General features: G+C 68.9%; 18 protein-coding genes and 1 pseudogene. 9 read left to right on the top strand and 10 right to left on the bottom strand.

Translation table 11 applies throughout. The annotated features are described in order from the left end of the window. The first annotated feature begins 201 nt into the window (after positions 1-201). Positions 202-1,680 carry an amino acid permease gene (locus tag OHA11_RS31100; RefSeq protein WP_266502088.1) on the top strand — a complete coding sequence of 493 codons (1,479 nt, stop codon included), beginning with the start codon at positions 202-204 and terminating at the stop codon, positions 1,678-1,680. 158 nt (positions 1,681-1,838) lie between these two features. Here OHA11_RS31100 and OHA11_RS31095 read toward each other — a convergent pair whose 3' ends face one another. After that, on the bottom strand, positions 1,839-4,088 hold the full coding sequence (locus OHA11_RS31095; protein WP_266502086.1) for a serine/threonine-protein kinase: 2,250 nt from the start codon (positions 4,086-4,088) through the stop codon (positions 1,839-1,841). 151 nt (positions 4,089-4,239) lie between these two features. On the opposite strand from OHA11_RS31095, the gene OHA11_RS31090 reads away from it, so the two are divergent. Then, the gene (locus tag OHA11_RS31090) at positions 4,240-5,037 is read left to right on the top strand and encodes a hypothetical protein (protein ID WP_266507591.1); all 798 of its coding nucleotides are present in this window, start codon (positions 4,240-4,242) and stop codon (positions 5,035-5,037) included. A gap of 121 nt (positions 5,038-5,158) precedes the next feature. Here OHA11_RS31090 and OHA11_RS31085 read toward each other — a convergent pair whose 3' ends face one another. Beyond that, a complete protein-coding gene (locus tag OHA11_RS31085; protein ID WP_266502084.1) occupies positions 5,159-5,740 on the bottom strand; it encodes a biotin transporter BioY in 582 nt (193 codons plus the stop codon). Positions 5,741-6,115: 375 nt separating this feature from the next. Between OHA11_RS31085 and OHA11_RS31080 the strand changes: the two genes are divergently transcribed. After that, entirely contained in the window at positions 6,116-6,757 is a 642-nt protein-coding gene (locus OHA11_RS31080; protein ID WP_266502083.1) for a superoxide dismutase, read from the top strand. A 171-nt stretch (positions 6,758-6,928) separates the two neighbouring features. Beyond that, entirely contained in the window at positions 6,929-7,156 is a 228-nt protein-coding gene (locus OHA11_RS31075; RefSeq protein WP_266502082.1) for a hypothetical protein, read from the top strand. Positions 7,157-7,204: 48 nt separating this feature from the next. Here OHA11_RS31075 and OHA11_RS31070 read toward each other — a convergent pair whose 3' ends face one another. Continuing rightward, on the bottom strand, positions 7,205-7,864 hold the full coding sequence (locus OHA11_RS31070) for a DsbA family protein (RefSeq protein WP_266502081.1): 660 nt from the start codon (positions 7,862-7,864) through the stop codon (positions 7,205-7,207). Between the two features lie 224 nt (positions 7,865-8,088). Here OHA11_RS31070 and pepN point away from each other — a divergent pair, with 224 nt between their 5' ends. After that, a complete protein-coding gene (gene pepN / locus OHA11_RS31065) occupies positions 8,089-10,692 on the top strand; it encodes an aminopeptidase N (RefSeq protein ID WP_266502080.1) in 2,604 nt (867 codons plus the stop codon). A gap of 227 nt (positions 10,693-10,919) precedes the next feature. Here pepN and OHA11_RS31060 read toward each other — a convergent pair whose 3' ends face one another. Together OHA11_RS31060 and OHA11_RS31055 are read right to left on the bottom strand one after the other, a co-directional pair. Then, on the bottom strand, positions 10,920-11,519 hold the full coding sequence (locus OHA11_RS31060) for an SMI1/KNR4 family protein (RefSeq protein ID WP_266502078.1): 600 nt from the start codon (positions 11,517-11,519) through the stop codon (positions 10,920-10,922). A gap of 72 nt (positions 11,520-11,591) precedes the next feature. Beyond that, positions 11,592-12,233, bottom strand: a pseudogene (locus OHA11_RS31055) (IS5 family transposase). A 244-nt stretch (positions 12,234-12,477) separates the two neighbouring features. Here OHA11_RS31055 and OHA11_RS31050 point away from each other — a divergent pair. Next, complete coding sequence (locus tag OHA11_RS31050) at positions 12,478-13,536, top strand: hypothetical protein (RefSeq protein WP_266502077.1); 1,059 nt, start codon at positions 12,478-12,480, stop codon at positions 13,534-13,536. Positions 13,537-13,654: 118 nt separating this feature from the next. On the opposite strand, the gene OHA11_RS31045 is transcribed toward OHA11_RS31050, so the two are convergent. Together OHA11_RS31045 and OHA11_RS31040 are read right to left on the bottom strand one after the other, a co-directional pair. Continuing rightward, positions 13,655-14,764, bottom strand: coding sequence for a serine hydrolase (locus OHA11_RS31045; protein ID WP_266507590.1), 1,110 nt, complete (start codon positions 14,762-14,764; stop codon positions 13,655-13,657). 215 nt (positions 14,765-14,979) lie between these two features. Further along, positions 14,980-15,393, bottom strand: a complete 414-nt coding sequence (locus OHA11_RS31040) for an ATP-binding protein (RefSeq protein ID WP_266502076.1) — start codon at positions 15,391-15,393, stop codon at positions 14,980-14,982. A 203-nt stretch (positions 15,394-15,596) separates the two neighbouring features. Between OHA11_RS31040 and OHA11_RS31035 the strand changes: the two genes are divergently transcribed. Continuing rightward, positions 15,597-16,478, top strand: a complete 882-nt coding sequence (locus OHA11_RS31035; protein ID WP_266502075.1) for a helix-turn-helix transcriptional regulator — start codon at positions 15,597-15,599, stop codon at positions 16,476-16,478. Between the two features lie 4 nt (positions 16,479-16,482). Continuing rightward, the gene (locus OHA11_RS31030) at positions 16,483-16,710 is read left to right on the top strand and encodes a DUF397 domain-containing protein (protein WP_266502073.1); all 228 of its coding nucleotides are present in this window, start codon (positions 16,483-16,485) and stop codon (positions 16,708-16,710) included. Between the two features lie 193 nt (positions 16,711-16,903). On the opposite strand, the gene OHA11_RS31025 is transcribed toward OHA11_RS31030, so the two are convergent. The 3 genes from OHA11_RS31025 to OHA11_RS31015 all read right to left on the bottom strand — a co-directional run bounded on the left by OHA11_RS31025 (position 16,904) and on the right by OHA11_RS31015 (position 20,288). Continuing rightward, complete coding sequence (locus tag OHA11_RS31025) at positions 16,904-17,518, bottom strand: hypothetical protein (RefSeq protein ID WP_266502072.1); 615 nt, start codon at positions 17,516-17,518, stop codon at positions 16,904-16,906. Positions 17,519-17,769: 251 nt separating this feature from the next. Then, positions 17,770-19,536, bottom strand: a complete 1,767-nt coding sequence (locus tag OHA11_RS31020) for a TIGR03767 family metallophosphoesterase (RefSeq protein WP_266502071.1) — start codon at positions 19,534-19,536, stop codon at positions 17,770-17,772. Between the two features lie 233 nt (positions 19,537-19,769). After that, positions 19,770-20,288, bottom strand: coding sequence for an NUDIX hydrolase (locus tag OHA11_RS31015; RefSeq protein WP_266502070.1), 519 nt, complete (start codon positions 20,286-20,288; stop codon positions 19,770-19,772). A gap of 342 nt (positions 20,289-20,630) precedes the next feature. On the opposite strand from OHA11_RS31015, the gene OHA11_RS31010 reads away from it, so the two are divergent. Then, a complete protein-coding gene (locus OHA11_RS31010; RefSeq protein ID WP_266502069.1) occupies positions 20,631-23,936 on the top strand; it encodes a S8 family serine peptidase in 3,306 nt (1,101 codons plus the stop codon). Positions 23,937-23,952: the final 16 nt, after the last annotated feature.

Raw genomic sequence — 23,952 nt, 5'->3', positions numbered from 1 at the left:
GTAACGATCTGGATTCAAAGGTTCACGAATCCATTCGCCTGGGATTCACTGGACCGGCTTGTGCACTTCGCGTGCATCGCCCGTACACCGCCAATGCACCGCTCATGCACCGCTCATGCACCGCTCGCGTACCCCTCGTACGGGCGTTCCCCCCTCGTAGGCACCTCCCCCACCGTCCCCGGCGCAAAGGAATACCCCCCTATGACCTCGCAGCCGACCCTGACGCAGGCCGGAAGCGGCCCCGACGGACCCGGAGGCCCCGGAGGCCCCGGAGGCCCCGGAGGCCCCGGAGGCCCCGGAGAATCCGGTGACAGCCTTCAGGCCGGGCTCAAGAACCGTCATCTCTCGATGATCGCCATCGGCGGAGTCATCGGCGCCGGCCTCTTCGTCGGCTCCAGCTCCGGCATCGCCACCGCGGGCCCCGGCATCCTCCTGTCGTACGCCCTCGTCGGCACGATGGTCGTCCTCGTGATGCGGATGCTCGGCGAGATGTCCGCCGCCAATCCGACCTCGGGTTCGTTCTCCGCGCACGCGGACCGGGCGCTCGGACGGTGGGCCGGGTTCTCGATCGGCTGGCTGTACTGGTTCTTCTGGGTCGTGGTGCTCGCCATCGAGGCGACCGCGGGTGCCGTGATCCTGGAGAGCTGGATGCCCGCCGTACCGCAGTGGGGCTGGGCGCTCATCGTCATGGTCGTCCTGACCGCGACGAACCTCGTGTCCGTCGGCTCGTACGGCGAGTTCGAGTTCTGGTTCGCCGGGATCAAGGTCGTCGCGATCGGCGCGTTCATCGTCATCGGCGGGCTCGCGGTCTTCGGCGTACTGCCGGGTGTCGACAGCGACACGGCAGGGCTCGGGAACCTCACCGACCACGGCGGGTTCCTGCCGAACGGACCGGGCGCGATCCTCACCGGCATCCTGCTCGTCGTCTTCTCCTTCATGGGCAGCGAGATCGCCACCCTCGCGGCGGGCGAGTCCGAGAACCCGCAGCGCGCGGTCACCAAGTCCACCAACAGCATCATCTGGCGGATCGGCGTCTTCTACCTCGGCTCGATCTTCGTGGTGGTCACGCTGCTGCCCTGGGACTCGGCCGCCATCCAGAAGGACGGTTCGTACGTCGCCGCCCTGAACTCGCTCGGCATCCCGAACGCCGGCGAGATCATGAAGTTCATCGTGCTGACGTCCGTACTGTCCTGTCTCAACTCCGGTCTCTACACCGCCTCCCGCATGGCCTTCTCGCTCGGCCAGCGCGGTGACGCCCCGAAGGCCTTCGCCCGTACGACCAGCCGTGGTGTGCCGATGACGGCGATCATCGCCTCGGTCGTCTTCGGCTTCGTCGCGGTGTTCTTCAACTACGAGTTCCCCGACTCGGTCTTCCTCTTCCTGGTCAACTCCTCCGGTGCGGTCGCCCTGTTCGTCTGGCTCGTCATCTGCCTCTCGCAGCTGCGGATGCGGAAGATCATCGAGCGCGAGACGCCGGAGAAGCTGGTCGTGCGGATGTGGCTGTACCCCTATCTGACGTACGCGACGATCGCGCTGATCGTCTTCGTACTCGGCTACATGCTCACCGACACGGAGCACGACGGCCGCGAGACCGTGCTGCTGTCACTGCTCGTGGCAGCCGTCGTCGTCGGCATCGCGCTGGTGCTGGAGAAGGTGCGACGCGGAAAGGCCAAGGCCTAGGCCGAGCTCCCGGAGGAGCGGGACTCCACGGTCTGACGGTTCGACCGGCTCAACTGCCTCTGTACGACGCCTCCGTGGGACTCTCCACGGAGGCGTCGTCGTGTCGTGGTGTCGTGGTGTCGTCGTGTTGTCGTGTTGTCGCCACTCCGGCTCGTGGGTCACAGGGGCGTGAAGCTGTCCTTGACCTTCGTGTAGACCGGGAGTGCGCGGCTCTCGATCTCCGGGCGGTACCAGGTGGTGATCTCGTAGTACTTGCCGTCCGCGTTGAAGCCGAGCAGCCGGGCATGCCAGGGCAGTCCCTTGGCCGTGACCGTGTACTCCCAGACGACCGCGGGCGCGTCGTGGAACGTGGTCTCCGCCAGGCGGATCCGCCGGTAGTCGAGGCCCTTGCTGGTGTCCTTCTCCGTCTTCGTCCACTGTTCCATCAGGTCGCCCCTGGCCGGGGCCGCGTTGGCGAGGATCTCCTGTTTACGGTCCGGGGAGGTGTAGTGGACCTCGGCGCCGCTCTGCACGACCCGATCCCAGCCTTCGGGCGGAACCCACGCGTACATGCCTGCCTCCGCACGGGAGCCCTCCGGGAGGGTGGGCGGTCGTGCGGTGCCCGCGACGGTGGGGAGTGCGGTGGATGGAGTGGATGGGGTGGTCGGGGTGGACGGGCTGTCGCCGGTGGTTCCGGAGGAAGAGGAAGAGGACGGAGAAGCCTCGTCCTTGCCGTTGGGTGATCCGCCGAGCGCTGGAATGACGAGGGCCGCGACGACACCGGCGACGACCACGCCCGCGGCGGCCACGGCTCCCTTGCGGTTCCGGCTCCAGGTCCAGGTCCAGGTCCGGCTTTGGCTTGGGCTCCGGGTTCGGCTTCGGCTTGGGCTCCGGGTTCGGCTTGGGCTCCGGCTCGGGTCGTACGGCACGGCGGGACCGAGCGGTTCGCCCGGCGGCATCGGGGTGGAACGGGGGCTTGTGGGCGGCGGGTTGTTCCCGTTGGCCGTCGGTTCCGGCTGTTGCTGCGGTGGCTGCGAGCGCGGGTGCGGCTGCGGCTGCGGCTGCGGGTGCTCCGGCCTGATACCGGGCGCGTGCAGCACGTGTCCGCGAGCCGCGCCTGCGGAGGGGATCTCGGGAGTTCCCACGGGCGGCGCTTCGGAGGACGCGTTCTCGGGGTCGGGGAGCAGGTCAGGGGCCGGTTCCTCCGGGGGCGAAGCAGCAGAAGGCGGTGACAACGGCTCGGCGGGCGCCGCCACTTCGGGCTCCGGTGAGTACCTGGAGGTCGGCGTACGCCCTACTGGTACCGCGTCCTCCACCGGCTCCGTCAGCCTCGGCGTGCCCTCACCCGTCGGTGGGGTGACCGGCGGCGGCTCCGGCCCGACTTCCGGTCCTGGCAACGGCCCGGAGCCCGCTCCCGCTCCCGGCTCCGCCGCCACCCCCGGAGCAGTCCTCTCCGCCTCCCCTGGGCCAACCGGCCGAGCCGGCTCGATCAGCTCAGCCGAGTCCGGACCAACCGACGTAGCCGGCCCCGCCGACGCCCCCGTACCCGCACCCGCACCCGCACCCGCACCCATGCTCGTGCTCGTACTCCCGTCCGCCACCGGGCCGAGAACCGTTGCCAGTTCCTCCAACCCCGGCCGCATCGACGGGTCCTTGAGGAGCAGGGCCGTCAGCACCTCCCGCAACTCACCCGCCGCGGACGGGATCTCCGGCTCCTCGTACAGCACGGCGTGCAGGGTGGCGAGGGTCGTCGCGCGGGCGAAGGGGGAACGGCCGCCGAGGGCCGCGCAGAGGGTGGCGCCCAGGGACCAGAGGTCCGACGGCGGGCCCTGGGGGCGGCCGGAGACGCGCTCGGGCGCCATGTAGTCGGGGGAGCCGACCAGCATCCCGGCCATCGTCAGCGCCTCGGCGTTCTGGATCGCGGCGATACCGAAGTCGGTGAGGACGACACGGCCCGCGCGCCGCTCGACCAGGACGTTGGCCGGCTTGATGTCCCGGTGCAGCACGCCTCCCGCATGCACCTGGCCCAGCGCGGCGACCAGTCCGAGCCCGATCCGTGCCGTGCCGCGCGGGCTCAGCGGCCCGTCCTCCGCCAGGACGCGGTCCAGGGAGCGGCCGTCGACCAGTTCCATCACGATCCACAGTCGTTCGCCCTGGTCCACCACGTCGTACACGCGCACGACATTGGGGTGGTCGATCCGGGCCGTGGCCCTGGCCTCGCGCAGGGTGCGTTCGCGGCGGGTCCTGCTGTTCTCCTGGTCCATACCGTCGATGCGCATTTCCTTGACGGCGACCCGTCGGTCGAGGATTTCGTCGGATGCCCGCCACACCCGCCCCATTCCCCCCTGCCCAATGCTCTCGACCAGTCGGTAACGACCCGTCACCAGCAATCCAGGAATACCGCCCCTCGTTATTTCCGGCACCCCCATGCCCCCCCTTCAACACCCGCCACAGAAGAACCGCAAAGAAGCACAACGGTCACAACTTCGTGCCCCACCAGCATAGTGGGGAGAAATCTTGTGGTACCTCTTCAAGTACTGCGAATTCAGGCGCAGCCACGGGGATACAAGGGGGACGAACATGAGTTCTCGTAGCATGACGATCATCGGGGGATCGCTGGTCACCGCATCCTTTTCGGCGGTGATGATCTTTTCCTTCGCCGCCGGTGCGGACGACGAGGGGCCGATGAGCGGCAAAGGGGGAAAAGCCATTGACAAGGCACCCGCGGGTGTCGATCTGACGACGCTGCTGCCCGAGAAGATCTCGGTCGACAACACCTCACAGGAAACGGCGATTACCGCGACCGTAAAGAACGGGGGAACGAAGGACAGCGGTGAAATCCGACTGCTCGTGGTCGGTTTTGATGGCCTCTCGGTCAAGAGTGTCGAGGGTTGTTCGGAAATCGCCGAGAAAGACCTCCCCGAAGGTTCGAACAGTGGTTTCGCCTGTGCCATCGACAATCTGGCCGCCGGCAAGACGAAGTCGTACGCCGTGGACGCGACCTTCGATCTGAAGAAGGAGGGCAAGATCTGCCTGCCGGTCCAGGGCGCCGACGGCAAGAAGACGTTCTGGCAGCAGGGCCCGGTCCCGTTCGGCGCGAACAACCCGTCGCCGAACGCCCCGGCCACACCGCTCCTGCTCGGCACCGACAACAGCCCGGTCACCCCGGGCAGCGACAAGGCGGGCAGCGACAGGGCGGGCGGTGACACGGCGGGCAAGGACAAGGCAGACAAGGGCAAGGCCGGCGGCGAGGAACTGCCCCAGACCGGTCCGGCCGACCGGGTCCTGCCGCTCGGCGCGGTCGGCGCGGCGCTGATCTCCGCGGGCGCGGCGGGCCTGTGGTGGACACAGCGACGGCCTCAGCGGAACGAGTCGTAGGCCTCAACTGCCCACGCAGTACGGCAGGTACGCGTATGGCGCCTCCGCGGTCTCACCGGGGAGGCGCCGTCGTGTCCGCGTGGTCGGGGCAGCGGAGATGAGGGCAGCCCTGTCGGCTCCGTCAGCTCTCGCGGTTGACGAGCTTCCAGGCCGTGGGCAGCACGCCCATCGCCAGCGCGGCCTTCAGCGCGTCGCCGAGGAGGAACGGGGTGAGGCCGGCCGCGATGGCCTGGCTCGTCGTCATGCCGGCGGCGAACGCCAGGTACGGGACGCCGATCGCGTAGATGATCGCCTCGCCCAGGAGCATCGCGCCGGCCATGCGTACGACGGAGCGGTCGGCGCCGCGGCGGGCGAGGGCGCCCACGACGGTGGCCGCGAGCAGCATGCCGAGGATGTAGCCGAACGACGCGGTGGCGCCCGAGCTGCCGGCGGCGAACCACGGGACGCCGGCCAGGCCCAGCAGCGCGTACAGGGCGAGGGAGGCGAGGCCGCGGCCGGTGCCGAGTGCGGTGCCGACGAGGAGGGCTGCGAAGGTCTGGCCGGTCACCGGGACCGGGGAGCCCGGGACCGGTACGGCTATCTGGGCCGCGAGGCCCGTGAGTGCGGCGCCGCCGGCCACGAGTGCGGTGTCCCTGACGCGGGAGGCGGGGAGCAGGTCGGCGAGGACCTGGCCCGGGCGGGTGGTTGCGACGGCGGTGGTCATGGGGGCGCTCCGGCGGGGTGGGCAGTTGGGGACGGTGTGACGCTATCCCAGGGGGTTTGGGGCGATCACCGTCTGCGGTCGACAAAGCAGGCATCGGGTGTGTGGTGCACCTCTTACAAAGAGTGTGCCGTACACCCTTGAGCGCGTGATGCTGGTCACTGAGGTGGGGTGGGGTTTCTTACGGGGATGGAATGACCGCCGTATGTAGGGTCCCGCCAAAGAGTTTCGCCCCCGCCGCCCCTACCCCTCCCGCCCCTTCTGGGGCTGCGCCCCTCAGACCCCCGCCTGCGGGCCCACCGGACACACCCCTCAACCTCTCTTGCTGCTAGCGTGCACTTGCAAGTTATTTGCAATAAGAGGTCGGAGGGGACCTGCATGGCCGTCTACACACTTCCCGAACTGCCGTACGACTACTCCGCGCTCGCACCCGTGATCAGCCCCGAGATCATCGAGCTGCACCACGACAAGCACCACGCGGCGTACGTGAAGGGGGCGAACGACACCCTGGACCAGCTCGCCGAGGCGCGGGACAAGGAGTCGTGGGCCTCGATCAACGGGCTGGAGAAGAACCTCGCCTTCCACCTCTCCGGGCACATCCTGCACAGCGTCTACTGGCACAACATGACGGGCGAGGGCGGCGGTGAGCCCCTCGCCTCGGACGGGGTGGGCGAGCTCGCCGACGCGATCGCCGAGTCCTTCGGTTCCTTCGGCGCGTTCAAGGCCCAGCTGACCAAGGCCTCCGCGACGACCCAGGGTTCCGGCTGGGGCGTCCTCGCGTACGAGCCGCTCAGCGGCCGACTGGTCGTCGAGCAGATCTACGACCACCAGGGCAACGTCGGGCAGGGCTCAGTGCCGATCCTCGTCTTCGACGCCTGGGAGCACGCCTTCTACCTCCAGTACCGGAACCAGAAGGTCGACTTCATCGACGCCATGTGGCAGGTCGTCAACTGGCAGGACGTGGCACGTCGTTACGACGCCGCAAGGTCCCGTGCGGACGTGTTGCTGCTGACCCTCTGAGGGCGGCCCGGCCCCCTTCGCGGGCGGCCCGGAGCGTCCTGCCTCGTGATCGTCTTCTCACCTTCACGCGGGCAGGCGGAAAGAGGGAAGACCCCCACGAGGACGTGACTCGCGGGGGTCTTCCGGTACGCGGGGCTTCCGGTACGGGGGGCTCCGGGTGATGGTTGCGGGATGCGCAAGCGAAGCTGTTTCACCTGCAAGAGCCTTGAGGAAGACCACCGCTTCCTCGAACCCCCGGAAGCGGCCTGGCTCAAGAAGCACACGGGCCAGAAGAACGTGAACACGTTCATGGTGTGCATGGCCCCTCTGGACGACGAGGGCAAGCAGTGCCGCAACCTCCGGACCTCCTTCACCGAGCGGCCCTTCAGGGAACCTCTGCGCCTGCCGGAGCCGACCTGAGACCGCCGCCGAGCCACTCCCCCGCTCAGGCCCCGCTCAGCCGGCGGCTCACAGGTTGCTGAAGTCCGGCCCCGCCGTCCGCGTCCGCTTGATCTCGTAGAAGCCCGGGATCGACGCGACCATCAGCGTGCCGTCCCACAGCTTGGCGGCCTCCTCGCCCTTCGGGGCCGGGGTGACGACCGGGCCGAAGAAGGCGATCTGCTCGCCGTCGGAGCCGGGGACCGCGATGACGGGGGTACCGACCTCCTGGCCGACCTTGTCTATGCCCTCCTTGTGGGAGGCGCGCAGCTGCGGCTCGTACGGGGTGTCGTCCCAGTGGTCCATCAGGGACTCGGGCAGGCCGACGTCCTTCAGGGCGGCGGCGACATTCTCCTTGCCGGGGCCCTCGCCCTGGTTGTGAATACGGGTGCCGAGCGCGGTGTAGAGATCGCCGAGCACCTCGGCGCCGTGCTCCTCCTGGGCCGCGATGACGACCCGGACCGGACCCCACGCCTTCGTGGTGAGCAGCTCGCGGTAGTGCTCGGGCAGGTCGTCGAGCTTGTCCTCGTTCAGCACGGCGAGGCTCATGAGATGCCAGCGCACCTCGATGTCCCGGACCTTCTCCACCTCCAGGACCCATCGCGAGGTCATCCACGCCCAGGGGCAGAGCGGGTCGAACCAGAAGTCGACGGGGGTCTTTCCGGCGGTCTGCGCGGTCTGCTCGGGCATGGTTCTCCTCGGTGCGGGTCTCGGACGAATACCGGTAGGGATCTCGGTACAGGTCTCGGTGCAGGTTTCAGCGGTCCTCGGTGGTCTCCTTCACCCCCAACGCAACCGGTCACCTGTGCCATTCCCGAGTGTCCGGGGCCAGGGCACATGGCAGGATCGGTGCTGTTCACGCGTACCCAGACGCGTACCGACGCGTACCCATGACGCCACGAGGAGTGCCGCCCGTGCCCGGTGAGAATCTGTCCCGCGACGAGGCCCGCGAGCGGGCCGCACTGCTGTCCGTCGAGGGGTACGAGGTGTCCCTGGACCTGCGCTCCGCCGTCGGCGGGACGGACACCGCGCCGCGTACCTTCCGGTCGGTGACGACCATCCGCTTCCGCAGCGCCGAGCCGGGTGCCTCGACCTTCGCGGACCTGATCGCGCCGAGCGTCACGGCCGTCTCGCTGAACGGGAAGGACCTCGACCCGGGCGCGGTCTTCGACGGCTCCCGCGTCCTCCTGGAGGACCTGGCCGAGGACAACGAGCTCGTGGTCGACGCCCAGTGCGCCTACAGCCGCACCGGCGAGGGCATGCACCGCTTCGTCGACCCCGAGGACGGCGAGGTCTACCTCTACACGCAGTACGAGCCGGCCGACTCCCGCCGCGTCTTCGCCAACTTCGAGCAGCCCGACCTCAAGGCACCCTTCCGCTTCGAGGTGCGGGCCCCCGAGGGCTGGGTCGTGTGGAGCAACGGCGTCGGTGAACTCGCCGACGGGGTATGGAAGTTCGCCGAGACGAAGCCCATCTCGACGTACATCACGGCGTTCGTCGCGGGCCCGTACCACTACGTGACGGACTCCTACGAGCGGGTCTTCGAGGACGGTACGCGCCTGGAGATCCCGCTCGGCGCGATGTGCCGCAAGGGTCTGGCCCGGCACTTCGACTCCGACGACGTCTTCCTCGTCACCAAGCAGGGGCTCGACTTCTTCCACGACCACTTCGACTACCCGTACCCGTTCGGGAAGTACGACCAGGCGTTCGTGCCGGAGTACAACCTCGGCGCGATGGAGAACCCGGGTCTCGTCACCTTCCGCGAGGAGTTCATCTTCCGCGGCAGGGTGACGCAGGCGGCGTACGAGCGCCGGGCGAACGTGATCCTGCACGAGATGGCCCACATGTGGTTCGGCGACCTGGTGACCATGGTGTGGTGGGACGACCTGTGGCTGAAGGAGTCCTTCGCGGACTTCATGGGCGCGTTCTCGATGGTCGAGGCGACCCGCTTCACGAACGGCTGGATCACCTTCGCCAACAACCGCAAGTCATGGGCGTACCGCGCCGACCAGCTCCCCTCCACGCACCCGATCACGGCCGACATCCGCGATCTGGAGGACGCCACGCTCAACTTCGACGGGATCACGTACGCCAAGGGCGCTTCCGTTCTCAAGCAGTTGGTCGCCTACGTCGGCCGGGACGCGTTCCTGGAGGGCGCCCGCCGCTACTTCAAGCGGAACGCGTACGGGAACACGCGGCTCGGGGATCTGCTGTCGGTCCTGGAGGAGACCAGTGGCCGTGACATGGCTGCCTGGTCGCGGTCCTGGCTGCAGACCGCCGGGGTCAACTCCCTTACACCGCAGGTGATTCTGAGCGCGGAGGGGCGTATCACCGAGCTGGCGATCCTCCAGGAGGCCGCCGGCTCTGCTCATCAGTCGGCTCCGCCGACGGGCAATCCCGAACTGCGGCCGCACCGGGTGGCGGTCGGCCTGTACCGGCGCTCGCCCGAGGGCGCGGTGGAGCGGTACGCGCGCGCCGAGGTGGACGTCGACGGACCGCGCACGGTCGTCGGGGAACTGGTCGGCGCGGCGGCTCCCGACCTGGTGCTCGTGAACGACGACGACCTGACGTACTGCAAGATCCGGTTCGACGAGGGCTCGTTGGCGGCGCTGCGGGACGGGCTCGGCGGCATCACCGATCCGCTGGCCCGCGCGCTGTGCTGGTCGGCACTGTGGAACCTGACCCGCGACGCGCTCATGCCCGCCCGGGACTTCATCGACCTGGTCCTGCGCTTCGCGGGCCGCGAGACCGACATCGGCGTGCTCCAGATGCTCCACGCGTGGGCGAACTCGGCGCGTACGTTCTATGCGGCGCCCGAGTGGCGGGGCGAGGGCGGGCGGCTGCTCGCCGAGGGCGCGCTGCGCGAGCTGCGGCTGGCCGAGCCCGGCAGTCAGCACCAGCTGACGTGGGCGCGGTTCTTCGCGGCGGTCGCGTCGGGCGAGGCGGATCTCCAGCTGCTTCAGGGGCTGTTGGAGGGTACGGCGAGGATCGACGGCCTCGATGTGGACCAGGAACTGCGCTGGGCGTTCCTGGAGCCGCTCGCCGCGCACGGCGTCGCGGACGAGGCCGCGCTCGCGGCGGAGCTGGCCCGGGACGACACGGCGTCGGGCAAGCGGCATCAGGTGAGGTGTCTGGCGGCGCGGCCCTCCGCGGCGGTCAAGGCGCAGGCGTGGGCGTCCGTCGTCGAGTCGGACTCGCTGTCCAACGCGCTGGTCGAGGCGACGATCGGGGGCTTCGCGCAGGCGTCGCACCGGGAGCTGGCCGCTCCGTACGCGTCGAAGTACTTTGAGGTGATCGAGCGGGTGTGGGAGGAGCGGTCGATCCAGATCGGGATGGATGTGGTGAGGGGGTTGTTCCCTTCGCTCCAGGACTCCCAGGAGACCTTGGACGCGACGGATGCGTGGCTTGCCGCCCATGGGGCGACTGCGCCTGCGTTGCGGAGGTTGGTGTTGGAGGCTCGGGATGATCTGGCTCGGGGTCTGCGGGGGCAGGCTTGTGATGTCGGTGCGGTCGGCTGAGTGGGGCTTGGGGGGTGCGGGTTGTGGTCGGCTGCGGGTGTGTTGTGGCTGATCGCGCCCACGCGGCGGAGCCGCAAATCGACACAGCCCCGCGCCCCTAAAAGACTGCGCCGTTCCCCGCGCCCCTGATAGCTGCGTCAGCCCCCGCGGCCCAGAAGGTACTCCGGCCTCCGCCGCCCTAAGAAGTGATCTCACTAGGCTGCCGCTGTGACTGGAGCGGCGGCTTCTCACATACCGCGGTCTGGGCCGTACCAAGGCTCGGGGCGTTCGTCAGCGGACATCGGAAGGCGCTGCAACTGCACAGGGCCGGGGTAAAAGGCTGCGCTGTTAAGCCCGGTCATGTCTTCGCCGATGAGGTAGCGGTAGACCCATTCCGCGAAGCTCATGCGGTGCTCTGCCCAGGTTTCGTCATAGTTCACCAGGAGCCTCGGGGTATCGGTGGCCGCGAGCAGGAAGATGGTCTCTCCTCGGTCGGTGCTCGCGATCGGCCACAGCCCGTTGCGGGTGCCAAAGCTCAGCTCGTCTAGTCCGAAGAGCTGGCGGGGGTCCTCATCCGCGTCGAGATCGAGGTCATCCCACGACACCTCGGACCACGCCTTGATCTTGCCCCGAATGTCTCGGCCCAGGTTCCACCACTCGGTCGCGGGGTGGGAGAGGTACAGGTGCCCATTGATCTGAATGGGGGCGAATGCGTCCACAAGGGCCCTGTAGTCGGGAGGCAGTTGTATGCCGAGCTCTGCGTGGAGACGGTCCCAGGCAGCCGGGTCCGCATAGCGGTTCTGGGCCGGCCCGAGCATTGCCATCGCGGCAGCCAGATAGTCAGTCATGAGTTCCTCGATGATGTGTGCGCGGCGCGGCTATCGCGTTGGGCCGCGTCATATAGGGCTGCACTTTACGGATCACGTCGCGTTGATGACCTTCGCAAGTCTGCGGTAGCAGATCAGGGCGGCGGCGATTCCGGCGAAGGCGAGGAAGTGTTCTGCCTTGCGTTCATACCGACGGTGCAGGCGGCGGCACCCGGCCGGCCACGCCACCGTCCGCTCCACGGTCCAACGGTGACGGCCCAGCCGATGAAAGGGCTCGATGCCCTTGCGGGCGATGCGCGGGATGATGTTTCGGGCTCGGAGCCACCGACGCAGACGGTCGTAGTCATAGCCCTTGTCGGCGTGGAGTTTGTCAGACCGTCGTCGGCGCGGTCCGGGTCGGGAGCGGATCGGCGGGATACCCCGTACTAGGGGTTCCACCCCTGGCTGTCATGAGTATTTGCCGCGGAGATCCCGATGGAGAGAGGCAGACCAGTCCGCTCGGTGATTAAGTGGATCTTTGAGCCCTTCTTGCCGCGATCTACGGGATTCGGACCCGTTGGGTCCCCCCTTTCGTCGCCCGCATGTTCACCGAGTCGATCGCGCATCGCGGCCAGTCCAGCTCCCCTTCCCGTACCTGCGGCGGCCCCCGCCCTGAGGGCGTACCGGAGCGGCTGGGACCACCCGTTGAAACAACTCCCACAATCCGTCGGGAACGAGACGCTCCACCATCGCCATCACGCCCGTCACCCTAGCGATCAGTCCAGTAGAGACGGCCTCCAAAGGGGCTAATGGCTCGGGCGGTTGACTTTGAGGCCGTCCATAAGAGTTACGGAATGCGGGTAATCGGTGCCGTGACCCCCGTACGGACCAGGGGGTTTCGGCAGTCGAACGTTTGCACTTTAGGGCGGGATTGTCTGGTTTTGTCGACGGGTGTGTAACAGCGGTTAGGCGGGGGATCTGAGGCGGGACATTCGGGGTCATGAACCACAACACCCCGCTCTCCCCCCGGCCCCTCCGCCATCTGTCCGACGTCCAGCTCCGTGTCCTGACCACCGCACAGTTGCGGTCGCACGGTATGAGCAGCGCCGACATCAACGCGCGCTGCCGGCCGGGCGGCGGCTGGCAGCAGCTCCTGCCGGGCGTCTATCTGCTCCGCCCCGGCCCGGCCACCAACGAGGAGCGGCTGCACGCGGTCCTCATGTACGCGGCCCGCTCCCCCATCACGCAACCGGCGGTCCCCGCCCAGCCCGGCGCCGGCGCGCCGCACGCCCCGCGGCGATACGCCGGCGCGGTGATCACCGGCCTGGCGGCCCTGGCCCTGCACCGCTTCTCCTCGGCACCCCCGCTCCTCTCGCTGGACCGCATCGACGTCCTCGTCCCGCGCCTGCGCCGGCTGCGTTCGACATGCTGTGTACGCGTCGTCCGTACGCCGGGCATGCCGGAGCCCGAGCAGATCGCCGGCATCCCGGTGGCCCCCGTGCCGCGCGCCCTGGCCGACGCGGTCGCCGACCTCACGGACGCAGATGCCGTACGCCGGCTGCTCACCGAGGCCGTGCGCGGCGGGCACTGTGAACCGGCCGCCGTGGTCAAGGAGTTGACGCAGGCCCGGCTGCTGAGCCGCCCGCACGTCGTGGACGCCGTCGACTCGCTGCTCGCCGAGGGGCGGGCCATCGCGGAGGACCGCCTCTACCGCATGGTCCGCGAACACGGCCTGCCGGAACCGGTCTGGAACGTGGACCTCCGCCTGCTCGGCGGCCCGCCCCTCGGCGGCCTCGACGCCTACTGGCCGGACCACGCCGTCGCCCTCGAACTCGACACGCGTGCGCCCGGCCAGGGCCATCCGCAGGACGACGACGCCATGTGGTCCGAGTACGCCCGCAAGCGCGAGCACCTGGAGCGACTCGGCATCACGGTCGTCCACATCACACCGAGAAAACTCCGGGACTCGATGGAGCAACAGTCAACGGTCGTACGCACGGCCCTGATGGCCTCGGCGGACCGCGAACCGGCCGCGTATGTGGTGGTGCTGCCCCGGTAGGACGGACCAGGGGCGGACATCAAAAGGGGAGTGACAGGAGGGGAGTGAAGGGGCGGATCCCGGAGACGGGGTCCGCCCTTCACATGTGACCTGCCCCTTCACACGTGACCGGGGCGGTCTATTCGCCGGGGACCGGGGCGGTCTCCCTGCCGCAGAACTCGGCCTCGACGACCGCGTGGGCGTCGCCCGTCCAGTTGGCGTTGAAGTCGAACGCGAGCGCGTGGCGGCCGTCGCGGGTCGCGAACGCCGCCGCCGAACTGCCGTGGATGTCGCCGTCGTGGCCCCAGACCACCTTGCCGCAGCTCAGCTCCCACCGGCGGAGGCCAAGGCCGTAGCGGCGCTTCGGGCGGTTCTCGCCCTCCTTGACGACGGTCGTCATCTCGGCCAGCTGGGCCTTGGGCAGCAGGCGTCCGCGCAGCAGGGCGGTGTAGAAGCGGTTCAGATCCGCGGAGGTGGAGATCACGTCACCCGCCGCGCCCGCCACCGAGGGGTTGAGCTCCGTGAGGTCGTGGACCGGGGCGTTCGGGTCCCTGGAGAGCTTGGCGTAGCCGCGGCTGCTCGGTCGGGGCAGACGCGGGTCAGTGCCGGGCGAGCGCGTGCCGTGCAGGTCGAGCGGCTCGATGACACGGTGGCGGATCTCGTGCCGGTACGGGTGACCGGTGACCCTTTCGATGACCATCCCGGCCAGGATGTAGTTGGTGTTGGAGTAGTGCCAGCCGTTGCCCGGGGCGAAGTAGGGCCCGTGGCGCATGGCGATCGCCACCAGCTCGTCGGCGGTCCAGGTGTCGTAGCGGAGCTGGAGGAACTCCTCGCCGAACACCCTCTGTTGGTGCTCCGGGTCCTCCAGGACGTCGTAGATGCCACTGGTGTGGTTGAGGAGTTGGCGCAGGGTGAGGGCGCCGCCGTCGTGGCCGTTGCCCCGGACGACCCCGGGGAGCCAGTGCTCGACCGTGTCGTCGAGGTCGAGCTCCCCCTCCGCTTCGAGCTGGAGGACCACGGTCGCGACGAACGTCTTGGCGACGCTGCCGACGCGGTAGTGGTCACGGGGGCTGCGCGGCTTTCCGGTCTCCAGGTCCCCGACGCCCGAGGTGCCCTTCCAGGTCCCGTACGCGTCCCTCACCTGGGCCGTGACACCGGGTACGCCGTCGGCGACGGTGACGTCCATGGCGCGCTGGAGGGGACCGTGCCGGTCCGGTGACGGCGCCGGTGCCGCCACCGCGGTGGCCATGGCCGTCACCATGGCCGTCGCGATGGCCGTCGCGATGGCCGTCGCGATGGCCGTCGCGATGGCCGTCGCCGTGGTCACTCCTACCAGTCCGGTACGCGCTGCCATGTGTCCCCCATCGTCCTCGGCTGCGGGTGCGGGTGCGGCTGCTGCGGCTCGGAGGTAAGGACCGAGCAGGCCGGTGCGAGGGTTGCCGCTCTGGGCCGATTGGCCGGATTTCATCCTGCGGCGAAGCGTGCCCGTACCGTCTTCCCGACCTCCTCACGGAGGAACCAGTCGAGTTCCTCGGCGAGTTGAGCGACGACGAGCAGCCCTCGACCGCGCTCGCCCTCGGGGGCCGACTCCGGCTCGGGGAACACCCGGAGGGGGTCCGAGACCTCGACGACGAGTCCGCCGTCCTCCAACTCGACCAGGCGCAACCAGAGTTCGTGGCCGATGACACGTGCGTGGCGTACGGCGTTGGCGACGAGTTCGGAGACGACCAGTACGGCGTCGTCGATGTCGCCGGTCCACTGCCACATCGTCAGTCGGCGGCGGACGTGCAGGCGGGCGAGTCTGACACTGCGGAGGGTCATGGGGTAGCCCATCGACCAGTCGTGGGTGAGGAGGGCGGGGGGTTGGGGGTTGGGCATGAGGGTCCCTTTCCGTGCTGGGCTGCCCAACTACGGTGACGGTGATGTGCGTTCGAGTTCCACCGAAAGTCGCCTGATTAATCAGCTGAAGAGGAAGTGGACTATGCGCGGATCTGCGCAACTGGCTGCACGATCCGCACACGGGGTGTCACACTCGGCACATAGCACCAGGTGACACGTACGACAGCACAAGGGCGGTGCACATGGCGGCCAAGCGCGGACGGACCGGACAGCGACTGGAACTGGGGCTTCAGATCCGCCAGTTGAGAGAGAACTGCGGTCTCGGTGACCGGGGCGGCGGCTTTACTCGCAAGCAGGCGGCCCAGGGACTGCGCATCTCCGAGGCGTCGCTCCAACGGATCGAGTCCGGGTCGCTGAACTTCCGCAACGTGGGTGACCTGAGGAAGCTGCTCGACAAGTACGGTGTCACCGATGAAGCCGTTGTCGAGTCACTCATCAACCTCAACCGGGAGTCCTCAAATCAGGACTGGTTGACACAGCACCGCGGACTGATGCCATCCGGGATGCCCGGCTTTGTTGGCCTTGAACCCGAGGCCCGTGACATGAAGGCGTACCACCCCACGCTGGTGTACGGCCTACTCCAGACCGAGCGGTACGCACGCGCCATCCATGAGGTTCAGAAGCCGATCGAGGAGACCACGACGGAGATGATCCGGAACAGCGTGGAGCTTCGGATGAAGCGTCAGGAGGTTCTCACCGGGGAGGAACCCGTCCGGCTGCACGCCATCCTTGGGGAGGCCGCATTGCGGTATCCCGTCGGAGGTGCAGAGGTGATGCACGAGCAGTACGCAAAGCTCGCGGAGGTGTCGACTTGGGAGCATGTCACGCTCCAGGTGCTGCCGTTCCGCTGGGGATACCGAACCACCAATGACTTTGCGATCCTCGACTTTGGCGACCAACTGCCGTCTCGTATCCAGCTGGACAGCCCCTGGGGCACAGTCTCCACCTCGGACAAGCCTCGCGAGATCGACCGGTTCACCCGGCGGTTCGAATCCATGGTCGCCTCTGCATTGCCTCCTGAGGACACTCCCGATTTCGTAAACCGTCTAGAACGAGAGCTGTAGATCCATGAGCGCTCACCTCACCGCCCCTCAGATCACCCCTGAAATCGCTTGGCGCAAGTCGTCCTACAGTGACGGCATGGGCAACAACTGCGTCGAAGTCGCCCACCTCACCACCGCCCCCGCCATAGCCGTCCGCGACTCCAAGAACGCCGCCGGCCCCGCCCTCCTCGTACCCTCCACGGCGTGGACGACCTTCGTCACCCACATCCGCGAGACAGTCTCAAGCGACTGACCTGCACTCGGCCCACTAGAGCGAGTGATAGGTGAGCCGCTCGGAGTCGGGAGGGAGAGCGTGATCCACGTGGAGGACTGGGCTGAGTTCCGCCGGATGGAAGGGCTGCCGGCTCGAGCGGTGGAGTAGCCCTCCAACGGGACGTCAGGGGAGCGGCCGCGTCAGCCGCTCCCCTCTCCGTTCCAGTGACGTGTCAGCGCAAGTTGAGGGGCGGTCTTCCGTAAGCACGGGTCAGCCGGTCTCGTCGGCTCTCGCGGGCGGCCTGGGGCGGCGGTTCCTGAGTGCCGGAGGGAGTGAACACGATCAGGTACGCCTCCAGGGCGGAGGCGCCCTCGGTATCCGCGCCCGGCGCGGCATCGTCGAACCGCTCGCGGGAGTCGGAGCGGCCTTGGGCCCACACCTGCACGTCATACGTGTGAGACGGATCCAGATCGATGGTCGGCTCGCCTGGGTCGGCCTGCTGTCCGAACACTCTGACGGGTTCGTCGGCACTCCGTGCCGGTCCGCTCGTCGTGTCGAACGCGGCCATACGGCCCGTGTAGACAGGCCGGTACGCCACGGAAGCAAGCAGTTCCCACCCGGCCCCCGGCGTCTGGCCATGCTGACCGCTGAGGGCCAGGACAACGGGCGCGGTGTGACCCTGCACTCGTGATCTTACGATGATGCTGCCGGGGACGACGATGACTGCTTCACTCGTCTGAAAGTCCGGCCTGTCGTCCCTTCGTTCGAAGCCTGATTCCCACCGCTCCCCGACGGGGAAGTGGCTGTACTCGATGTTGACGGCCCCGGCGTGACTGATGTGTGGCATGCCCAGAGGCTTGCAGGAAATCGGTGCAGTGCAAGTGGCGTGAGAGTCCCAGCGCCACGCCGTCTGCACGGCGTGTCGCTGGGACTATGGGCCCACTTGCCAGGGCGGCAGCAGCGGCTCGGTCAGCGCCCACAAGCCGTCGTCCACGATCCACGGCCGAGTGCGCATATCCCCACGAACGGCCGGATCCCCCACCGGTCACGCCCGACCAGGGCTCTTCAACAAGATCGCGTTACGAGCTCTTGAGGGGCTCAGCCCTTCCTCAACACCAGCTCCGTGTTCCGGTCCCCCGCCTTGCCGCTCAAGTCCGTTCGGGCGCCCGGGGCGTTGAAGGACAGCTCTCGGTAGAGGGCGGCCAGGCCCGTCTGGGAGAGGTCGGTGAAGTCCGTGCGGTGCGGGGCGCCGGACTCGATGAGCGTGGTGAACAGGGAGAGCGTGCCGTCGTGGTTGTCGACGATCTCGATCACCCGGGCGAGCTGCGGGAAGTCGACGTGGGAGGCCGTGGAGACCTCCCAGAAGGAGCGGCCGTCCGGGGCGGCGTGCGGGGTGATCTTGTTCTTGTGGCTGTGGCCGTTCACCCAGGCCAGCACCGAGCGGTGGCGGCCCAGGAGGGCGAGCACCTCGTCGCCGCCGTGCCGCCGCTCGCCGGGGCGGGCCGGGTCCTCGTTGAGGTTGCGCATCGACTTGCTGGTGTGGTGGCTGAACACGATGACGTGTTCCTTGTTCTTCTCGGCCGTCCGCAGCGTGCGGTCCAGCCACTTGAGCTGGGCCGTGCCGAGCGAACCCTCGTAGTGGCCGCCCGGGTCGGTGGAGTCGAGGCTGACGCCGAGCAGTCCCTCCGAGATGCGGAAGGTGTAGTACTGCGTCTTCGCGGCGAGGTTCGCCTGGGAGTAGCCGTGCCCGGCGGGACCCGCGCCGGTGTGGGCCGGGTCGAGGTGCGCCTGGAGGTACTCGGCGGGGGTGAAGGGGGCGCGGCCCTCGTCCGGGGTGACCGAACGCATCTTCCTGGCCTGGGACTTGAGCATCGCCTTGAAGGCGGCGCCGGTGGGGTCGCCGCCCTTCCTGACGTTGTTCCAGATGGTGACGCCCTCCGACTGGTCGAGCGTCATCAGCTTCTTGCCGCCGACCGCGAAGTCGGCGAAGAAGGAGTCGCCGGGCGCGTAGCAGCCGCCGGGCAGGGAGTCGTGGTTGCCGACCGTGGAGTACCAGGGCAGGTTGAGGCCGGGGCTGCGCACCTCCCGTATCGCGGCGGCGAGGAAGCCGTCGATACGCGGGAAGCCGAGCTGCTTGTCGGCGTCGCGCAGGGCCGCGTCGGGCTGCCAGTAGAGCTTGAGGTCGCTGTTCTGGACGCCCTCGTAGCGGGTCGGGTCACCGGAGTTGGGGGTGATCCGGCCGCCGCTCATCACCTTCAGGTACCAGTCCAGCTCCGTCTTGGCGTTGTTGTCGGTGTTGTCGCCGGTGGTCATCACGAAGTGCAGCGGAGAGCCGGTGACGGGGGCGCCGCGCAGCGCGTTGACCCGCTCGACGAGCGAGACCGCGCCGGGCACCGACAGGGACTCCTGGGGGCGCCACGCGCTGGCGGTCTCGGCGCGCAGGTACTCGTACCGCAGCGGGTGCTGTACGTCGACCAGGTGCAGGTCGGTGAACTGCACGAACGCGGCGAGCGCGGTGCGCCGCTCGCCCCGGCCGGCCTTGGGCGCGGCGAGGTCGCCGCGGACGACACGCGGCCAGGCGGGCCCGTCGCCGAGCCGCCGGAAGCCGGAGCCCGGGCGCGGGGCGGCGACGGTCGAGAGGGTGGTGCCGCGGGTGTACGGAGCCAGCGGCGCGGCGGGCGCCTGGCGGGACACGGCGAGGGGCTGGCCATCGGTCGTGGCGGCGTCGGTGGTGGCGTCGGCGGCCTCGCTGGTTCCCGGCCGCAACGCGAAGCCGATCCCCGCGGACAGGGACACCGCCCCGGTGGCGGCCAGGAAGGCGCGGCGGTCACGAATGGTGGTGGCGACAGAGCGTATGCGCGACATGGCGCGATCTCCCCGAGTCCGAACGCGTCAGCAGTGGTCGCGGGCGGTTCACTCACGCGAACTTCCCGCTCATACTGGATGGTTGGCATCCGGGGTGACCTGCGCGTTAACTGAGCGGCAACGGGCAGCGCCGATCACCGTACGTGGATCTTGGACTACCCTCCGCGTCCACCGAGCCCTCTCCGAACCGAGGAGAGGCGGTCACTCCACGTTCACTTGACTGGGTACGGAACCTATTTTCCGGAGAGATCACCAGAGGGATCGCCAGAGGGATCGGAGGTCCCGGAGATCTCGGGGTGCTCCGGGATTCCCGTAGCCCGTCCGACCGCCGGCCGCTCCCGCCACAGCGTGAGGCCGACGTCGACGAGGCCGACCCGGGCCAGCGCGGGCACCTCGTCGAGGGGGTGCCAGGCCGCCCGGTCGGTCGTGCCGTCGGTCTCGTGGCGCAGTTCGCCGCCGGTGACGCGGGCCTCGTACACGATGCGCAGGCCCTGGAAGTCGACGCCCTTGCCGAGGCGGCGCGGGATGCGCCGGACGGAGTCGACGCCGAGCAGCGCGACCGGTTCGACCGCGTACCCGGTCTCCTCCTCGGCCTCCCGGATCACGGTGTCGTACGGGTCCTCGCCGTGGTCCATGCCGCCGCCGGGCAGCGTCCAGGGCCTGCTGCCGTCCTTCTCCGCCAGGCGCGCGAGCAGTATGCGCCCGTCCCGCACGCATACGGCGTAGGCCGCCACTCTCAACTCCTTGTGCATGCACAGACGTTAAAGCAGGCGCGGTACGGGGCGCGGTACGCGCGCACGCGAGAGGGCCCCGAACGCGCCTGCGGGAGAGGGCAATATGCGCCGCGCGGGAGGTCCGTGCGCGCCGCGCGGGAGAGATGGGCTCTCCGGGAATGTCCCGCCATGCGCCGCTATGACCTTGGTGGCGTATGGCGGAAGTACGCCATGCACACTTCACGCCACGGCCAACCCTCCCCAAACATCTGTCACTTGGGCAAAGCTGAGCGGTCATCCGGGTTCACATTCCGGACTGAGGCGATCGTTCCGATCGTCAACGGACTTTCCAACGGACTCTCCTTCACCTCAAGGATGCTGATGACCCCCACCCCTCAGCGTGCTCCGATGACCGGCGCGAGACGCGCGGCGCGCATCGCCGTGGCCGCCGGTCTCGTGGCCGCCCTCTCTGCGGCGGGGCCGATACCCATGGCCTTCTCCGCGGACGAGCCGGGCACCCCCGTCGACACGGCCGTCAAGTCGGCGAGCGGCAAGCTCGGTTCGGACGACGCCGACCTCCTCGCCGAGGCCAAGGCCGCCGGCGACAAGAACGTCACGATGATGATCGCCACCGCGCCGGGGCAGACCGAGCAGGTCGCGGGGCAGCTGGACGCGGTGAAGGGTGGCTCCGTCGGCCGCTCCGACGACAAGCTCGGCTACGTCCGCGCCACCGTCCCGACCGGCAGGGCCGACGCGGCCATCAAGGCTGCCGCGAAGCTCTCCTCCGTGCACGGCATCGACCTGCGCCAGGAGATCCTGCTGGACGACCCGACGCCGTCCGGCGACACGGCCAAGGGCGCCCCGACGGCCCCGACGGCTGGCGCCTACCCGGCGCCCGGCAAGAACACCCCCGCCGAGAACCCGTACAACCCGTCCTTCGAGACGGGTGCCGTCGACTTCGTGAAGGAGAATCCGAAGGCGGACGGCCGCGGCATCACCATCGGCGTCCTCGACTCCGGCGTGGACCTGGCGCACCCGGCGCTGCAGAAGACCACCACCGGCGAGCGCAAGGTCGTCGACTGGGTCACCTCGACCGACCCGATCCTGGACGCCGACGCGACCTGGCGCCCGCAGATCACGCCGGTCTCCGGGCCCACCTTCACCTACAGCGGCAGGACCTGGACGGCGCCCGCAGGCTCGTACCAGGTCAGCCTCTTCCGGGAGTCCTCGACCGCGGGCGGCGACGCCGCGGGCGACGCGAACCGGGACGGCGACACCACGGACGTGTGGGGCCTCCTGTACGACGCGGCGGCCGGCACGGTCCGCGTCGACCTGAACAACAACGGCGACTTCGGCGACGACGCGCCGATGAAGCCGTACAAGGACGGTTACCAGATCGGCTACTTCGGCACGGACAACCCGTCCACCGACATAGTCGAGCGCCAGCCGTTCGTCGTGGAGATCCGCAAGGACGTCCCCATGGACCCGTTCGGCGGTCCCTGGGTCGGTCAGAAGCGCGACTTCGTCAACGTCGGTGTCATCGAGTCCGAGCACGGCACGCACGTGGCGGGGATCACCGCCGCGAACGGCCTGTTCGGCGGCAAGATGAACGGCGCGGCCCCCGGCGCGAAGGTCGTCTCCTCGCGCGCCTGCACCTGGACCGGCGGCTGCACCAACGTCGCGCTCACCGAGGGCATGATCGACCTCGTCACCAACCGCGGCGTCGACATCGTCAACATGTCGATCGGCGGTCTGCCCGCACTGAACGACGGCAACAACGCACGCGCCGAGCTCTACACCCGCCTCATCGACACCTACGGCGTCCAGCTGGTCATCTCGGCCGGCAACTCGGGCCCCGGCGCCAACACGGTCGGCGACCCCGGCCTTGCCGACAAGGTCATCTCGGTCGGCGCGTCCATCTCCAAGGAGACCTGGGCCGCCAACTACGGCTCGGCCGTGGAGAAGAAGTACGCGATGCTGCCCTTCTCCTCGCGCGGCCCGCGTGAGGACGGCGGCTTCACGCCGACGCTGACCGCGCCCGGCGCCTCGATCAACACCACGCAGACCTGGTTCCCCGGTGGCCCGGTCGCCGAGGCGGGCTACGCCCTGCCGGCCGGCTACTCGATGCTCCAGGGCACCTCGATGGCGTCCCCGCAGGCCGCGGGCGCGTCCGCGCTGCTGCTGAGCGCCGCGAAGCAGAAGAACATCGACCTGACGCCCGCCAAGCTGCGCACCGCGCTCACCTCCACCGCCGACCACATCAGCGGCACCCAGGCGTACGTGGAGGGCGCGGGCCTGATCAACATCCCGGACGCCTGGGACTCGATCCGCGACGGCGCCACCGCACACGAGTACACGGTGAAGGCCCCGGTCGACACCGCGATCGACTTCGCGCTCAAGACCCCGGGCTTCGGCACCGGCCTCTACGACCGCGAGGGCGGCCTCAAGGCCGGGCAGAAGAAGACGTACGACGTCACCATCACCCGGACGACCGGCGCCGACCGCGCGATCCGCCACGAGCTGCACCTCGAGAACAACAAGGACAACACGTTCAAGATCGTCAGCAGTGACGAGGTCTCGCTGCCGCTGAACCAGCCGGTGACCGTGAAGGTCGCGGCCAAGCCGGAGAACGCCGGTCTCAGCAGCGCGATCCTGGAGGTCGACGACCCGAAGACCGAGGGCATCGACAAGCAGGTCCTCACCACGGTCGTGGTCTCCGCCCCGCTGAAGTACACCCACTCGGCGTCCGGCACGGTGCAGCGCAACTCCACCAAGTCGTACTTCGTGACCGTCCCCGAGGGCGCCAAGACCCTTGAGGTCGCGATCGGCGGGCTGAAGGACAAGAGCCAGACCCGGTTCATCGCCATCCACCCGTACGGCGTTCCGCTCGACGAGACCTCGACGCCGTTCTGCTACAACAACTACCTCGACGGCAACGGCTGCAAGCCCGACGTGCGTTCGTACGTCGACCCGCAGCCCGGCGTCTGGGAGATCGAGGTCGAGTCGCGCCGTACGTCGCCGCTGCTCGACAACCCGTACAAGCTGAGCGTCGAGGTGCTGGGCGCCGACTTCGACCCGGAGGTCGTGAACGTCCCCGAGGTCAAGGTGGGCACGCCGGCCCCGGTTTCCTGGACGGTGACGAACAAGCTCGTCCCGGTCGACGGTTCGCTGAAGGGTGGCCCGCTCGGCTCCTCCAAGACCGCGCGGCCGACCATCGCCGACGGCGCCACGGACACCACCACGGTGGACGTGCCCGCGGGCGCCGGTTCGCTCGACGTCAGCATCGGCAACGTCTCGGACAGCGCGGCGGACCTCGACCTGACGGTCTATGACGCGCAGGGCAACCAGGTCGCCCAGTCCGCGGACGGCGACTCCGAGGAGTCCGTCTCCGTCCCGTCGCCCGCCGCCGGTACGTACACCATCGAGGTCGTCGGCTACGCGATCCCGGCGGGCAGCACGGCGTACGACTACCTGGACGTGTACTTCTCGCCGGCGCTCGGCGAGGTCCAGGTCGACTCGACGCCCGTGAAGCTCGCCACCGGGGGTACGGCGTCGGTCGCCGCCAAGGTCGTCGCGAACGCGGCGCCGCCGGAGGGCCGGACGTTCTTCGGGCGCGCGCAGCTCGTGAACGCGCGGGGCACGGTGGCCGGCACGGGCAACGTGCTGATCGGGAAGGTCACGCCGTAGCACCCGTCACGCTCTG

This window comes from Streptomyces sp. NBC_00878 (assembly GCF_026341515.1).
Lineage (GTDB): Bacteria > Actinomycetota > Actinomycetes > Streptomycetales > Streptomycetaceae > Streptomyces.
This window is presented reverse-complemented; position numbering and strand designations above follow the sequence as displayed.

What these genes read in the sequence shown, in the direction of transcription:
- OHA11_RS31100 (WP_266502088.1), top strand. Translation starts at nt 202, where the DNA reads ATGACCTCGCAGCCGACCCTGACGCAGGCCGGAAGCGGCCCCGACGGA.
- OHA11_RS31095 (WP_266502086.1), bottom strand. Translation starts at nt 4,088, where the DNA reads ATGGGGGTGCCGGAAATAACGAGGGGCGGTATTCCTGGATTGCTGGTG.
- OHA11_RS31090 (WP_266507591.1), top strand. Translation starts at nt 4,240, where the DNA reads ATGAGTTCTCGTAGCATGACGATCATCGGGGGATCGCTGGTCACCGCA.
- OHA11_RS31085 (WP_266502084.1), bottom strand. Translation starts at nt 5,740, where the DNA reads ATGACCACCGCCGTCGCAACCACCCGCCCGGGCCAGGTCCTCGCCGAC.
- OHA11_RS31080 (WP_266502083.1), top strand. Translation starts at nt 6,116, where the DNA reads ATGGCCGTCTACACACTTCCCGAACTGCCGTACGACTACTCCGCGCTC.
- OHA11_RS31075 (WP_266502082.1), top strand. Translation starts at nt 6,929, where the DNA reads ATGCGCAAGCGAAGCTGTTTCACCTGCAAGAGCCTTGAGGAAGACCAC.
- OHA11_RS31070 (WP_266502081.1), bottom strand. Translation starts at nt 7,864, where the DNA reads ATGCCCGAGCAGACCGCGCAGACCGCCGGAAAGACCCCCGTCGACTTC.
- OHA11_RS31060 (WP_266502078.1), bottom strand. Translation starts at nt 11,519, where the DNA reads ATGACTGACTATCTGGCTGCCGCGATGGCAATGCTCGGGCCGGCCCAG.
- OHA11_RS31050 (WP_266502077.1), top strand. Translation starts at nt 12,478, where the DNA reads ATGAACCACAACACCCCGCTCTCCCCCCGGCCCCTCCGCCATCTGTCC.
- OHA11_RS31045 (WP_266507590.1), bottom strand. Translation starts at nt 14,764, where the DNA reads ATGGCCACCGCGGTGGCGGCACCGGCGCCGTCACCGGACCGGCACGGT.
- OHA11_RS31040 (WP_266502076.1), bottom strand. Translation starts at nt 15,393, where the DNA reads ATGCCCAACCCCCAACCCCCCGCCCTCCTCACCCACGACTGGTCGATG.
- OHA11_RS31035 (WP_266502075.1), top strand. Translation starts at nt 15,597, where the DNA reads ATGGCGGCCAAGCGCGGACGGACCGGACAGCGACTGGAACTGGGGCTT.
- OHA11_RS31030 (WP_266502073.1), top strand. Translation starts at nt 16,483, where the DNA reads ATGAGCGCTCACCTCACCGCCCCTCAGATCACCCCTGAAATCGCTTGG.
- OHA11_RS31025 (WP_266502072.1), bottom strand. Translation starts at nt 17,518, where the DNA reads ATGCCACACATCAGTCACGCCGGGGCCGTCAACATCGAGTACAGCCAC.
- OHA11_RS31020 (WP_266502071.1), bottom strand. Translation starts at nt 19,536, where the DNA reads ATGTCGCGCATACGCTCTGTCGCCACCACCATTCGTGACCGCCGCGCC.
- OHA11_RS31015 (WP_266502070.1), bottom strand. Translation starts at nt 20,288, where the DNA reads ATGCACAAGGAGTTGAGAGTGGCGGCCTACGCCGTATGCGTGCGGGAC.
- OHA11_RS31010 (WP_266502069.1), top strand. Translation starts at nt 20,631, where the DNA reads ATGACCCCCACCCCTCAGCGTGCTCCGATGACCGGCGCGAGACGCGCG.